General features: G+C 63.6%; 15 protein-coding genes. 12 read left to right on the top strand and 3 right to left on the bottom strand.

Translation table 11 applies throughout. The annotated features are described in order from the left end of the window. Window position 1 precedes the first annotated feature (1 nt). The 6 genes from QGG75_01555 to QGG75_01530 all read left to right on the top strand — a co-directional run bounded on the left by QGG75_01555 (window position 2) and on the right by QGG75_01530 (window position 5015). The gene (locus QGG75_01555) at window positions 2-1624 is read left to right on the top strand and encodes a methylmalonyl-CoA mutase family protein (protein MDP6065931.1); all 1623 of its coding nucleotides are present in this window, start codon (window positions 2-4) and stop codon (window positions 1622-1624) included. A gap of 7 nt (window positions 1625-1631) precedes the next feature. Next, window positions 1632-2021 (top strand): cobalamin-dependent protein, encoded by a 390-nt coding sequence (locus QGG75_01550; protein ID MDP6065930.1) that lies wholly within the window; start codon window positions 1632-1634, stop codon window positions 2019-2021. Continuing rightward, a complete protein-coding gene (locus tag QGG75_01545) occupies window positions 2018-3259 on the top strand; it encodes an acetyl-CoA hydrolase/transferase C-terminal domain-containing protein (protein ID MDP6065929.1) in 1242 nt (413 codons plus the stop codon). Before QGG75_01550 ends, QGG75_01545 begins: the two co-directional genes overlap by 4 nt. 179 nt (window positions 3260-3438) lie before the next feature. Next, entirely contained in the window at window positions 3439-3789 is a 351-nt protein-coding gene (locus QGG75_01540) for a hypothetical protein (protein MDP6065928.1), read from the top strand. A 27-nt stretch (window positions 3790-3816) separates the two neighbouring features. Next, window positions 3817-4662 (top strand): adenylate/guanylate cyclase domain-containing protein, encoded by an 846-nt coding sequence (locus QGG75_01535; GenBank protein MDP6065927.1) that lies wholly within the window; start codon window positions 3817-3819, stop codon window positions 4660-4662. A gap of 143 nt (window positions 4663-4805) precedes the next feature. After that, window positions 4806-5015 (top strand): cold-shock protein, encoded by a 210-nt coding sequence (locus QGG75_01530; protein ID MDP6065926.1) that lies wholly within the window; start codon window positions 4806-4808, stop codon window positions 5013-5015. A gap of 315 nt (window positions 5016-5330) precedes the next feature. Here the strand turns inward: QGG75_01530 and QGG75_01525 are convergent, their stop codons facing one another. Next, window positions 5331-5735, bottom strand: coding sequence for a hypothetical protein (locus tag QGG75_01525; GenBank protein ID MDP6065925.1), 405 nt, complete (start codon window positions 5733-5735; stop codon window positions 5331-5333). Window positions 5736-5900: 165 nt separating this feature from the next. On the opposite strand from QGG75_01525, the gene QGG75_01520 reads away from it, so the two are divergent. After that, window positions 5901-8201, top strand: coding sequence for a molybdopterin-dependent oxidoreductase (locus QGG75_01520; protein ID MDP6065924.1), 2301 nt, complete (start codon window positions 5901-5903; stop codon window positions 8199-8201). A 30-nt stretch (window positions 8202-8231) separates the two neighbouring features. Here QGG75_01520 and QGG75_01515 read toward each other — a convergent pair whose 3' ends face one another. Continuing rightward, entirely contained in the window at window positions 8232-9116 is an 885-nt protein-coding gene (locus QGG75_01515; GenBank protein ID MDP6065923.1) for a haloalkane dehalogenase, read from the bottom strand. A gap of 188 nt (window positions 9117-9304) precedes the next feature. Here QGG75_01515 and QGG75_01510 point away from each other — a divergent pair, with 188 nt between their 5' ends. After that, window positions 9305-10108: an enoyl-CoA hydratase gene (locus QGG75_01510; GenBank protein ID MDP6065922.1), complete on the top strand. Its 804-nt coding sequence runs from the start codon at window positions 9305-9307 to the stop codon at window positions 10106-10108. On the opposite strand, the gene QGG75_01505 is transcribed toward QGG75_01510, so the two are convergent. Further along, entirely contained in the window at window positions 10062-10433 is a 372-nt protein-coding gene (locus tag QGG75_01505) for a hypothetical protein (protein MDP6065921.1), read from the bottom strand. The genes QGG75_01510 and QGG75_01505 overlap by 47 nt on opposite strands. Before the next feature lie 195 nt (window positions 10434-10628). On the opposite strand from QGG75_01505, the gene QGG75_01500 reads away from it, so the two are divergent. The 4 genes from QGG75_01500 to QGG75_01485 all read left to right on the top strand — a co-directional run bounded on the left by QGG75_01500 (window position 10629) and on the right by QGG75_01485 (window position 13324). Beyond that, window positions 10629-11192 carry a hypothetical protein gene (locus QGG75_01500; protein ID MDP6065920.1) on the top strand — a complete coding sequence of 188 codons (564 nt, stop codon included), beginning with the start codon at window positions 10629-10631 and terminating at the stop codon, window positions 11190-11192. 274 nt (window positions 11193-11466) lie between these two features. Next, window positions 11467-11721, top strand: coding sequence for an ATP-binding protein (locus QGG75_01495; GenBank protein MDP6065919.1), 255 nt, complete (start codon window positions 11467-11469; stop codon window positions 11719-11721). Window positions 11722-12026: 305 nt separating this feature from the next. Next, entirely contained in the window at window positions 12027-12509 is a 483-nt protein-coding gene (locus QGG75_01490; GenBank protein ID MDP6065918.1) for an RNA polymerase sigma factor, read from the top strand. A gap of 41 nt (window positions 12510-12550) precedes the next feature. Next, the gene (locus QGG75_01485) at window positions 12551-13324 is read left to right on the top strand and encodes a hypothetical protein (GenBank protein MDP6065917.1); all 774 of its coding nucleotides are present in this window, start codon (window positions 12551-12553) and stop codon (window positions 13322-13324) included. Window positions 13325-13976: the final 652 nt, after the last annotated feature.

The following is a 13976-nucleotide window of genomic DNA, read 5'->3' as shown; positions in this document are numbered from 1 at the left end:
CATGGGCGGAGAGCGGAAAAAGACGACCAGAACGACCGTCTCGGGCCTCGAGCTGAAACCCCATTACGGCCCCGACGACGTGGCCGGCGAGAGCTGCGAGAACCCGGGCCAGGCGCCTTTCGGCCGCGGCATCTTCACTGACGGCTACCGCCGCCAGCCCTGGATGGAAAGCCTGGCCTGCGGCTACGGCCTGCCCGAGGAAACCAACCAGCGCATCCGCTACCTGGCTAGCGTCGGCCAGGCCGGCTACTCGGGGCGCACCTCGATCAATCTGGTCTTCGACCGGCCCACCTTCTGCGGCCTCGACAGCGACGACGGCCGCTCGGCGGGCGAGATCGGCAACGTCGGCGTGGCCATCGATTCGCTCGATGACATGCGCAGATTGTTCGAGGGCTTCGACCTCGATGGGCTCAACACCGGGCTCATCGTCGACCGCGCCGGCCCCTTCATCATGGCCATGTACGTGGCGCTGGCCGACGAACAGGGCGTGCCCCGCGACCAGCTCCGCGGCATCGTCACCAACAACCCATTGACCGATTTCTTTTGTTCCAAGACGCCGCTGTTTCCGCCCGGCGACTGTCTCGACCTTTTGGTCGACTGCATCGCCTTCTGTGCCAGCGAAGTCCCGCGCTTCAACTTCTGCCGCATTAACGGCTACAACACCCGCGAGCTCGGCGCCACGGCCATCCAGGAGGTGGGCTTCAACCTGGCCATCGCCCGCACCATCGTCGAGGCCTGCCTGAAGCAGGGCCTGGACCCGGGCAAGCTGGTGGGCAGCATCAATTTCCAGTTCTCCCAGGGCCGCGACTTCTTCGAGGACATCTGCAAGATCCGGGCGGCCCGGCGGCTGTGGACCCGGATGCTGATGGACGACTACGGCGTGACCGACGAAAAAGCCTGCCGCATGAAGATCCACATGCAGACCGCCGGCTCCAGCCTGACCGCCCAGGAGCCCTTGAACAATATCGCCCGCATCGGCCTGCAGGTCATGTCGGCGGCGCTGGCCGGCAGCCAGAGCATGCACATCGCCTCATACGACGAAGCGCTCGGCATCCCCACCGAGGAAGCCGCCCGCGTCGCCATCAAGACCTCCAAGATCGTCATGCACGAAAGCGGCGCCTGCAACGTCGCCGACCCGCTCGGCGGGTCTTACTTTGTCGAAGCCCTGACCGACGAGATCGAAGCCGCGGTGGTGGCGGAGATGGGGCGCGTGGAAGACGTGGGCGGCGTCATCGGGGCTTTGGAAACGGGTTATTTTGAACAACAGATAGCCGATACCGCCTATGCGCTGCAGCGTGAGTTCGATGCCGGCGAGCGGGTGGTGGTCGGCGTCAACCGTTATCGCGAGGAGCAAGATGTGGGTGTCGGCGAGATCTTCCGCCCCGACCCGCAGGTCTCGAAGACCGTCCTCGAGCGGCTGGCTGCACTCAAGCAAACCCGTGACCAGACCCAGGCCCAACTTGCCATCGCCGACATCGAATCTGCTGCCGCCGCGGCCCGGCCTTTGATGCCCTGCTACATCGCGGCGGCCAAGGCCGGTGTCACGCTCGGCGAGATGGTGGCGGCCGTCGAAAGCGTCACCGGCACCTTCCGGTTTTCCGCCATCACGGCGGCCGCGGTCTGAGGGCGCCATGGCCATCCGCGTGCTGCTGGCCAAGCCCGGCCTCGATACCCACGAGGGTGGCGTCAAGCTGGTGGCGGCGGCGCTCAGGGATGCCGGCATGGAGGTGATCTACACCGGCGTCTTCCAGACCAGCGAAAGCATCGTCGCCACGGCGCTGGAAGAAGACGTCGACGTGGTGGGCCTGAGTTTCCTCTCGGGCGCCCATCTGGCCCTGACACGCGACATCGTGGCCGGCCTGGAGGCCGCCGGTCTGGGCGACCGGGCGGTGATCTGCGGTGGCATCATCCCGGCCGACGACGTGGCCGGCCTCAAGGAGCTGGGGGTGCGCGGCGTCTACGGCCCGGGCACGGCGCTGGCCGAGATCGTCGGCGACGTACGCAGCCTGGTGGGGCCATGAGCGCGACCATCGACGACCTGGTGGCAACGGTGAAGAGCGGCCAGCGCATCGGCCTCGGCATTCCCGAACCCACGGTTTTCCTCGAGGCCCTGGCCCGGCGCCGCGATCTCGAGGACGTGACGCTGATCATGGGCTCGCCCGGACCGGGGACCATCGCGGTGGCGGCCAATCCGGGCATCAGGTTGTTGACGCTCTTCGCCTCGCCGCCGGCCCGCGAGCTGGTGAGCAGCGGCCGCATCGAATATCTGCCGCTTACCTTCCATGGTCTGACCGGCTTTCTGCCTCGCTGGGCCCCTGACCTGGCGGTGCTGATGACGGCGGCGCCCGAAGCCGACGGCAGGCTGCGGCCGGGCTCGACCATGGCCCACAACGACAGCCTGGTGGCCAGCCTGAAACCGGGTGGCCGGGCCTACGCCCTGGTCGACGACAACCAACCCCAGGTGCTGGGCGAGGCCTTCACGGTCGACGATTTCACGGCCCTGATCCCGGTGCCGCCGCTGCCGCCCGGATCCGGCCGCCAGGCCGAGCATTCGCCGCTGGCCGGCCAGGTCGCAGGCTTCCTCGATGAACTCGTCTCCGATGGCGCCACCTTGGAGGCCGGCGTCGGCTCGCTGGCCGACGATGCGCTCTCGCGCCTGGTGCACAAGAAGGGCCTGGGCATCCACACCGAAGTGCTGGGGCCGGGACTTTGCACCCTGGTCGAGGCCGGCGCCGCCGATGGGGCGGCCAAGCCCAACCACACCGGCAAGGTCGACTTTACCATCTCGGTGCAGGGCATCGCCGGGCGCATCGCCGACAACCCGGCCTATTACCTCAGCGGCGCCCAAACCTGCGTCAATCCGCTGGTAATTGCGGCCAATCCCCTGTTGCGCTGCTTCAATTCGGCCCTTGAGATCGACTTCGGCGGCCAGGCCAACGCCGAAGTGGTGGCCGGCCAGCAGTATGGCGGCGTCGGCGGCCAGGTCGACTTCCTGCGGGCCTGCCGCCTGGTCGACGACGCGCTCTCGGTGATGGTGCTGGAATCAACGGCCGCCGGCGGCACCATCTCGCGCATCGTGCCCGACCTGCCGGCCGGCCACGTGGCCACGGCGACGCGCTACGACGTCGACGTGGTGGTCACCGAATACGGCATCGCCTGGCTGCGTGATCTTTCGCTAGCTGAGCGCGCCCGCAACCTCGCCGCCATCGCGCATCCCGATTTCCGTGACGACCTGGCGGCGGCGGCGCGGGGGCGCTGAGCTCGCACATCCCAATCCCAATCCTGAGACCTCCGGGCACATCGATACCGTCTCTCAGGTTTCGCATCGCTGAAATAACCTTGAATTGAACGCCGCCGGGTGGCGTATGCTCGGTAGTGAGGTGACGGTGTTGTTGAGGCGATTGCGTTCGGAGCTCTTGCTAGCGGAAAGGGCGATCGATGAGACAGACACTATCCAATCTCAGATCCTATCTCGAAAGAATAGGCACTCGCGAAACGGACACGCCGGAGGAACGTCGCGACAAGGTGACGTTGCTCGTATTGTCGGGCATTTGCTTTTTTGCCAGCATCGTTTGGGGGACGATGTATTTCGCCATCCTCGGCCCCACGCTCACGGTCTTCATCACCTACGGATTCACGCGGGTCATCGGGGCGGCGCTGCTCGTTTTCATGGCCACCAAGCGCTTTCCACTGCTGCTCTATCCCTTCTTCCTGATGATCCTGTGGAACCCCATCGCCATGCAGTGGAGCCTGGGTGGCTTTGCCGCTTCGGGCGTCTTGATGACCTGATCGATCCTGGCGCCTTTTTGCGCCCTGATGTTTCAGACCGTGCGCGCGGCGCTTTGGTGGTTCGCCGCCTATCTCGTGCTTCTCGCCATCTCGCTGCTTCTCGATCAGCAGTTTCAGCCCTCGTCCCCAGAGCTGTCGCAACAGACCTCGATGCTTTTCTTCGGCATGAACATCGTCGGTCCCGCCGTCGCCATATTCCTCTCGATGATGTACTTCGTGAACGCCTATCAGCGGGAGCACGAGAGATCGGAGTCGCTGTTGCTGAACATCCTTCCCAGGGAGATTGTTCCGGTCCTCAAATCCGGACGGGAAACCATTGCCGATCACTATGAGACATGCAGCATACTGTTCTGCGACATGGTCGGCTCGACGCCGATCTTTGCCAATATGGCACCGGCGGATGTCGTCGACTGGATCAACGAGGTTTTCTCCATGTTCGACGGTTTGGTGGAGAAATACGGCGTCGAAAAAATACGGACCATTGGCGACAACTACATGATTGCCGCCGGGGTCCCGACCCCCAGGGCCGATCACGCAACGACTCTCGCCGCGCTGGCGCTGGACATAGTCCAAGGCCTCAAAGAACTGCCGGACAGAGGCGGCAAGCGCTTGGAGTTTCGCCTGGGGATCAATTCGGGGCCCATCATTGCCGGCATTATCGGCAAGATGAAGTTTCAATATGATCTTTGGGGGGACACCGTGAACGTCGCCGCCCGGATGGAGCAACACGGGGAAGTCGGAAAAGTCCACATTTCGGCTGCCACCTACGAGTTGATCAAGGATGCCTTCGAGTGCGACCCTAGAGGGGTGATCCCGATCAAAGGCAAGGAGAAGATGGAGACATGGTTCGTGGTCGCTCCCAGGAATCCGTGAACGTTGGGTCCGGCCGGTAGGGGAATGGTATTTTTTGAGCCGCCAAAAGATGTCCCGTGTTAAATTTTTCGGCGACCGTGGCGGCCATCGTGTGGTATACCCAGCGCCGCACCCAAGCAACCCAGCAATCGAAGGAAACGGGAATGCCGCAAGGAACGGTGAAGTGGTTCAACGCGACCAAGGGATTCGGGTTCATCGAGCCCAGCGATGGCACAAGGGACGCTTTCGTCCACATCTCATCTGTGGAGAAGGCCGGACTCGCCACCCTCAACGAGGGTCAGAAGGTTGAGTTCGAGCTCGTGCCGGGCCGCGACGGAAAGTCCGCCGCTGAAAATCTGGTTCTCCTCGACTAACGGCTCAGCGCTGGCATGACTCACGTCGACTATCAAAAGAAGCCCGAATCCAGGCAGATCTCCCAACCCCAGACCCGTCGATGTTTGAAGTGTCGGGAGCCGTTCGAGAGCGAGTGGCCGGGGGAGCGCGTTTGCCGCAAATGCAAGGCGTCAAGCGGTTGGCGGGAAGCTGGTGCCGAATTTTCGCTGTGACGCCGCCGAAAGTGCACTCGGAACACTATCCCGACGTCGAAGTCCTGTACCTCTTGCTTATCGGCCCCACCCCGCACCATCGGCGCGATCAAGCAATAGAACAGTAGCTCAGAGACGGTGGCCCTACTTCTTGTCGTGGAACGGGAAGCCGGGCGGGAACGCCTTCTCCATGGATTCCTTGATCGCCTCGGTCACCTTGCCGCCGATGTCGCCGACCTTGTCCTGAACGTCCTTGGCGATCTTCGCGGCCAGTTCGGGATCGCCGCTGGCGACGTGGACCGAGCCGCCCTTGCCCGATACCGTCGACGCGGCGGCGGCACTGGCCGACCCCGAGGCGCCGGCGCCGGGGATCGTCGTCGTCGTCACGGGCACGTCCGATGAGACGCTGACCTCGCCCTCGGTCTCCAGGTGCAGAGCCGGGTCGGGAAAGTCCATGACCTTCTCGCCGTCGACGTAGAGAACACCGTCGGCGAGCTTGACCTCGCCGCCCTCGAATTCGTGGGTTCGCTGGATTCGGATTTTCGCCATAACCATCTCCTGCAGTGTCGAAACGATGGTTTCTCGGCACCCTAGCCGAATTCGCGGTCGCTGGCACCTGGTGCTAACATTGTCGGCGAATGGCAGGAGCCAAACCGGGGGGGCCGAATTGGGCGCCCTGGAAAATGCCGCTAGGAAAAAAACCAAGCGTCTATCATGAGTGTGCCTAAGCGGATCTCCACCCTGACCCATTGGGGCAGCTACCGGTTGGAAGTCGGCGCCGGCCGGATCCGCGCGGCACATCCCAGCCCCGATGATGACGATCCGTCGCCGATCGGCCGTTCGATTCCCAGCGCCGTACATCACCGCTCCCGTGTCAGTCAGCCGATGGCGCGCAAAGGCTGGCTCGAGCGGGGGCCGGAACAGCACGGCGGTGGCAGGGGCAGCGAGCCCTTCGTGCCGATTTCCTGGGACCGGGCCATGGATCTGGCGGCGGCTGAACTCGTCCGGATCAAGCGGCAACACGGCAACGAGGCGATCTTCGGCGGTTCCTACGGCTGGGCCAGTGCCGGGCGCTTTCACCATTGCCAAAGCCAGGTGCACCGCTTCCTCAATTGCCATGGCGGCTACGTCCGCTCCGTGGACAGCTATTCGGCGGCCGCCGCGAACGTCATCCTGCCCCATGTCACGGGCCGGAAATCGCTGGACTTTCTACGCTGGGGCGCGTCGTGGGAAATCGTCGCCGAGGCCTGCGAACTGATGGTCATGTTCGGCGGCGCGCCGTTGCGCAACGCCCAGGTCGAAGCGGGCGGCCTGACCCGCCACGTCTTGCGCCAGGCCCTCGCGTCGTGCCGTGACAACGGCGTGGCGTTCGTCAACGTCAGCCCGTTGCGCGATGACCTGGCTGATTTTCTCGAGGCCCAGTGGCTGGCCCCGCGTCCCAACAGCGACACCGCCCTGATGCTGGGCATCGCCCATTGGCTGATAGCCGAAGACCGCCACGACAAGGCGTTCCTCGATAGCCATTGCGTCGGTTTCGAGCGCTTCCGCGCCTACCTCACGGGCGAGAGCGACGGCCAGGCGAAGACGCCGGCCTGGGCGGCCTCGATCTGTGGCCTCGAGGCCGCCGCCATCGTCGACCTGGCGCGACGCATGGCGGACAAGCGCACTTACATCACCATGGCGCTGGGGCTGCAGCGGGCGCAGCACGGCGAGCAGCCGTTCTGGATGGCGCTCACCCTGGCCGCCATGTTGGGTGGCATCGGCCTGCCGGGCGCTGGCGTCGGCTTCAGCGTCGGCTCCTTCAACAACACCGGCCGCACCGCGACCAAGCTCGACGGCCCGGCGTTGCCGCAAGGGAAAAATCCGATCGACGCCTTCATCCCGGTCGCCCGGGTGGTGGACATGCTCGAGAATCCCGGCCTCGCCTTCGACTACAATGGGCGGCGGCAAGCCTATCCCGACATCCGACTGATCTACTGGTGTGGCGGCAACCCCTTCCATCACCACCAGGATTTGAACCGCCTGATCACGGCCTGGCAACGGCCCCAGACCATCATCGTGCATGAGCCCTGGTGGACGGCGGCGGCCAAGCACGCCGATCTGGTGCTGCCGGCGACAACGCCCTATGAGCGCAACGACATCGGTTATTCTTTCAATGAAGAGGTGATGACGGCGATGAAGCAGGTCATCGAGCCGGTCGGCGCGGCGCGGGACGATTACGATATCTTTGCCGGCATCGCGGATCGCCTCGGCATCGCCGATACCTTCACGCAAGGGCGCAACGCCGAACAATGGCTGCGCCGGCTCTATGACGATTTTCTGCAAAGCGCCGCAGCGGAAGGGGCCCGGCTCCCGGATTTCGACGGTTTCTGGGCGGCGGGTCAGGTGACCCTGCCGATGGGCGGTCCGCACATCCCCTTCAGCGGCTTCCGCGCCGATCAGCAAGCTCATCCCTTGAACACTCCGAGCGGCAAGATCGAGATCTATTCGCAAACCATTGCCGGCTTCGGCTATGACGACTGCCCGCCCCACGCGACCTGGCTGCAACCGGACGAATGGCTGGGTGCCCCGATAGCGACGCGATACACCTTGCACATGGTGTCGCCGCAGCCGGCGGCGCGGCTGCACAGTCAACTCGATTGTGGCGACTACAGCCTGGAGAACAAGGTCGCGGGCCGCGAACCGGTGGTCATCCATCCCATTGATGCCGGGGCCCGCGGCATCGAGGCTGGCGATCTGGTGCGGATCTTCAACGATCGCGGTGCCTGCCTGGCCGGGGCGGTGGTCAGCGACGGCGTGAAGCGGGGCGTGATCGCCCTGGCCACCGGTGCCTGGTACGACGCGCCCGGCGCGGGGCAACTCGAACGCCACGGCAACCCCAATGTCCTGACCCGCGACGTCGGCAGCTCCCGCCTGGCCCAGGGGTGCACCGCACACACTGCGTTGGTTGAGGTGGTCCGCTACGAGGGTCCGGTGCCGCCGCTTTCGGCGCATGAGCCGCCAGCGATCGAGTGATCGGTCACTATTTGCCCAATTTGGTGCGGTCTACCCGCGAATGCCTTTGACGAATTCCGCTAGCGCCCGGCCGATCTCGTCGGGGCTGTCCTCCTGCAGATAATGGACACCCTTGACCGTGATCTCGGTTTGGTTCGGCAAGCTGCGGCAGTAGTCCTTTAGCGAGCCGATGATGATGGCGCCGGGCTCGCCGTTGACGAAAAGCTTGGGGATATCGGATTGCGACAGCCAGGTGCCGTATGCATCGACGATGCGGCAGACTTCGGGCGGTTCGCCGTCGATCGGGATCATCCGCGGCCAGGTCAGGGTGGGCCGGCGATCTTCGCCCGGCTCCAGATAGGGTTTGCGGTAGTGCGCCATTTCCGCATCGCTCAAATCCCGCAGCATCATGCCGGGCAGGATGTGCTCGACGAATAGGTTTTTCTCCAACACCATGTTTTCGCCGGCCTCGGAACGGAGGCCCTGGAAAACGCTGCGGCCCTGTTCGTTGAATCCGGCCCAGCTCATGGTTTTGACCACCGCCTCCATGTAGGCGATGCCCAGGACCTTGTCCCGGTTCTGGTTGGCCCAGTCGAAGCCCAGCGCCGATCCCCAGTCGTGGATCACGAAGATCACCTTGTCGCTGATGCCGAGCTGATCCCAGAGTGCAAACAGATAGTCCCGGTGTTCCGTATAGCTGTATCGCTGGGGCCCGGAATCATCCAATTTCTCGCTATCGCCCATGCCGATCAGGTCGCAAGCGATCAGGCGGCCAAGGCCGGCGCAATGGGGCATGACGTTGCGCCAGAGATAGGACGATGTCGGATTGCCATGTTGAAAGACGATCGGGTCGCCTTCACCTTCGTCCACATAGGCCATGCGCTTGCCGTTGACGGTGGCAAATTTGCGTTCATACCTGGGATCGCTGGAGATCATGGTTTGATTCCTCAAGGTTTGCTCACCTGCAAGGGTGCCTTTGGGCTTGCGGTTTTGCTGGCATGGTTGGCCACAAGAGCCCAAGGCGAGAAGAGCACATGCCGTGGCATTGCGCTATGCTTGCTGGTCAGGCCGGGATCGCCGGACGGCAACCGTGTCCCTGCTCCCTACAATCAGGAGAATGCGCAATGACCGATCAGGAATTGCTGATCCGCTGCGAAAATCGAGTGGGAATCATTGCCCTCAATCGGCCCGACCAAATGAATGCGTTGACCGATGCCCAATTGCAGCGCGGGGTCGAAGTGCTCCAAGAATTTGCTTCCGACCCAGGCGTGGGCGCCGTCGTCGTGACCGGCGAGGGGCGTGCGTTTTGTGCCGGCGGTGATGTGGCGGTGATGCAAACCGGCGAGGAATTTGGCCCCGCCGGCACGCCCGTGGAAGCGCAGATCGAAACTTTGCGCAGCTGGCACCGGTTTCCGCTTTTGCTCAATTCCATGCCCAAGCCCACCATTGCGGTGGTCAATGGGGCCGCCGTCGGAGGTGGCCTCGGCCTGGCGCTAGCTTGCGATTTGCGCTTTGCCTCGGACAAAGCCAAGTTCGGCACCGCCTACGCGCGCGTCGGCTATGACGGCGATTTCGGTACGACCTGGCAAATGACAAGATTGTTGGGCGAGGCCAAGGCCAAGGAATTGTTCTTTCTTCCCGATATCCTTTCAGCCCAGGAAGCGTTGCGGATCGGCATGGTGAACCGGGTCTTTCCCCACGATGAACTGATGACAGAAGCCATGGCAATCGCCGGGCGCGTCGCTGCCGGCCCGTCGGTGAGCTACCGCTATATGAAAGCCAACGTGGCCCATGCCTCGACCGTGGATTTCGCCACCAGTTTGAACCGCGAAGCGGAAACCCATATTCGCTGCGGCCAAACCGAGGATCACGCCGAAGGGGTCAATGCCTTCCTGGAAAAGCGGGAGCCGGTGTTCCAGGGAAAATAGACCGCCGCACCACCGCCAACTTCAGGGAAACCGGCAGCAGCACCACGGCGCTGCCGAGGATTACCGGATGGACGCCAAAAGCCTCGGGGTGGGGCAGGGCAGCGGCCAGGATCATTCCCGTGACGATGGCGTCGAGACCGAGCAGGCCGCCCAGGATGACCAGGGCGATGGCCAGCGCCGGCACCAGGGCGGCCGGGGTGCCCGACCAGGCGAGCGCCGCCGTCACCGTCTTCGGGGCGATGAAGTGGCCGACCACGGCACCGGCGAAGCCGGCCGTCGAGAAGACGGCCATTTCCATGCGGTGGGCCGGCAGCTTCTCGGCCACTATTTGCCCAAGATGGGGCGGGCGCCGACTGCCACCCAACCAACGTAATTCTCCCTCGACAAAAAGGGGTTTGAACTTCCGCTCATCTTTCGTCTGACAGAACTATATCCTAGGGTATTCCCTAATAAAACTCTTGACTTCCCTAGGGAGCGAGTGTTTCGTTGCAGGAGAAGTTCGGCATTTGGAGGGTTTGTCATGCTTCTAGGGCTGTTCGGCGACGACAAGGTTCAGGAAAAGCAGCTTCGGGCGGCCTTGTCGCGCGACAAATTCGTGCTTGAGTTCGACAGGACGCTGAGAACCTTCCAGATCTTCCCCAAATTGCGGCCCGGCAAGTCCGCTTCCTATGGCGAAGTCGAAGCGGCCGCCCGTTTCATTCTTGAAGGCGCCATGGCTCAGGCCAGCAAGAAGGGACGGCTGAAGTCGGTCAAAGATCTCGCCGCCGTCACCACCTTCAACGTCGTGCTGGTCGAGTTGCTGGGCGGTTACTCCAAGCTTCCGCAAAAGGAGCGCCGGGAACTTCAGGGCACGGTACCGGGTTACATCTTTCCCCGCACCGTTGCCAAGCTGCTCGGTGCGAAGCCCAACGAGGCGGTCGGCAAGGCGGTTTCCAGCGGCATCTTGAAGCACATGAAGCTGAAGGGAAAAAAGAAGTTCAAACAGGCCGTCCGGGCGATCGAAAAGGAGGTCACCCAGTTCGTTACCCAGCGCGACGAGAAATACCTGGGAGTGCTGGGCCGCCACCTCAAAAGCCTGAGATAGCCCTTTCGGCATCTGGGCCCGCGGTGCCGCGGGGAGAGCGGCTTCACATGGGTTGTCGCAAAATCGCCGGTGATGAAGGTTGGAAGAATTTTCCGAATGGCAATTTGCTGATTTTCTGGGATTTTCGGGCAGGCGGAGTTGATCGTTCACCGCGTACGGCGTTTCGCGAAAGGGCAGGACCCCGAGAGAGTGCGGACCGATCTCAATGCTGTGATCTTTGAGACCAGCGTGTTGCTGGACTTCGAGGCGCGACGCTTCGGTGTGACGCCGGTTCTTGAGTTCGACCGGACTTTGGCGGACGTCTGAGGGCCGGCGGCGGCGCGTCACCATCCGTGTGGCGGTCAGGGTGGCGGTCGAGGCCCAAGCCTTCCAACCCTTCCAACCCTTCTTTACGACCAAGCCGCACGGCGTTGGGCTCGGTCTTTCGTTGTGCCGAGCCTTCATCAAGGAGAACGGCGGCAGGCTCTGGAGCCAGCCAGGGGCGGACGGCGGTACGGCCTTTTTCTTCACCTTGCCTTTGGCACCATAGACAGAACTGGCGGCCCGAATTTCCAGGTGCATGGAGATATCTCGCTGCCAGCCTTGGTCATCTCGAATCGGACTGAACCACCCGAGCAATTTGTAAAGGGCTTGCGCAAAGCGGGCCTGCCGGACTGATTCCCCGGTTTCCGCCGATTGGCCCGCAGCGGATTTTGCTCGCGCCGCGGAGCTAGGATCGAGGGAACCTCATTCGTCGTCCGACAAACTGGCGTTCGAGGAAAGAAGGCGTTCATTTGTGGCTTGCCAGACGGCGCGAACGGCGTGATGCTGTCGTCGACGGGAGAGAGGGGAGATGTGAACCATAACGGCACGATAAAAATAGAGGCGTATGTTGAACGGCTGTTCGGCTACGCCATGTCGCTCTGCCGCAACAGCCACGAGGCGGAGGATCTGGTGCAGGACTGTGCCGCCAAGGCCCTCTCGGCCCGCCGCATTCCCGCCGACGAGCCGGCCTACCGTGCCTGGCTCTTCCGAATCCTGAAGAACACCTTCCTCGACAGCCGCCGCCGGCGCCTTACAGCCAGTTCGGCACTGGAATCGGCCAGTGCCGAACCGGCAATGGAATTCTGGGAGGGTGACGAACGTTTAATCAATAATCTCGCCGTCAAACGCGAACTGGCCAACCTACCCCAGGCCCACCAGGAGATCTTGACCATGATCGACGTGGTCGGCTTGAGCTATGCGGAGGCCGCGGGTTTGCTCGGCATTCCCGCCGGGACCGTCATGAGCCGTATCAGTCGGGCCCGGCAGGCCTTGTTCGTGGCGCTCGAGCAGTAGGCCATCAGGGACGTAGCAACGAAGCAGCAAAAGAGTGGGGAATGAGCGTCGATAGAGTGACATTCGAGGTGATCAACGCCTATGTGGACGGCGAGCTCGACGCCGCCGATGCCGCCGTGGTGGCCCGGGCCGTTGCCGAGGATCCCAAGGTAGCACACCAAGTGACGGTTCTGGGCCGGCTCAAGTCCGCCGTGGCGGACAGCGGCGAAGGCGCCGCCAGCGCCCTGCCACAGCGTAGCCGCTGGCCGCGTCAGGCAACCGCTCTGGCGGCCTGTGTGGCGTTCCTGGTTGTGGTCGGGTCGCTCGTGGCGTGGGCCCTGCTGCCGTGGTCGCTGCCCTGGCTCGAGGCAGCCTGGCAGCGACACGATGGCTGGTCGGCGGCAGGGGTCGTGGCCCAAGCTAGCCCGGCGGTGTTGCTGGCCGACTACGGGGAGATGCTGCCCGGCGCTTACGTTCCCGATCTCTCGGCGGCCGGCCTCACGCTGGTTCATGCCGAGAGCCGCCCCCGCAACGATGACCTGCTGCTGGTCGGCTACGTCGGCAGCCGCGGCTGCAAAGTCAGTTTGCTTGTCGCCCCTGCCGGCAGCGGCTTGGGAGAAGCCTTGGCGGATCACGTCGAGGGACTGAAGCTGGCCTATACCTGGCGCAGCGCCAGCCTGCGCTACGTTATCCTGGCCGAAGGCATGGATGGTGCCCGTTTTCGCCTGATCGCCGAGACCGTACGTCGCTCCAGCCGGCAGCACACGCCGGCCGATCAGGAGACCCAGGTGGCGCTCAAGACGAGCCGGGCGGAGAGCCGGCCCTGCCTGGCTTAGCCCACATTTCTCACCGGGTCACGGCCTGCGTCACTCCCAGGTGATGCGATCCGGAAGGAAAAGGTCGATGAGCGTAGTGGGACTACGCTCTGCGACCTTTTCCGTAGCGGGCGCGCGCCTGGGAGTGACCCTTCGGGCGCCGCTGTCGCACCGACAGGGTGTGTCACGCTGCTTGCCCGATGTCCCACATCGCGCTTTGCTGCGTTCCTATCCTGGTGCGCCAGGAGAAGCTGGCATGTTCCAACCGGTGCAAGACCGGTCCAGGTAATGGGTAGCGCCAGCCTGGTAGCGAGTGTTGTGCGAGCCGTCGACGACGGCGGCCGCAAAGCGTACACAGTGATCGTATGGGGTGAGACATTGAGCTGCGAAATCGAAGAGATTGCAGAGGCCGAGGCCGTCAGGGTGGTCGAAGGCAACATGTGCGGAACCGCTATGCAAGGGGCCGTCGCTCTGCCGCAGTCAGAGACCTCATCACGTACGAAAGGAACGTGTCGGAACCTGGGAGATCTCGTGTCCGGCCGGGCGGCCTTGGCTGCACCGGTCCGCGTCGGGAAGGCGAGGAGCCGAAGCCGATGACGAACGGGCGCGAGAAGTCAGACCCCGCCATAGTAGCGAGGAAGCCGACGAACAAGACCGGGCGACCGGTGGCGGA

This window comes from Alphaproteobacteria bacterium (assembly GCA_030740435.1).
In the GTDB taxonomy this organism is placed as follows: Bacteria; Pseudomonadota; Alphaproteobacteria; order UBA2966; family UBA2966.
Note: the sequence above shows the minus strand (reverse complement) of the source record. Positions and strands in the feature narration are given on the sequence as shown.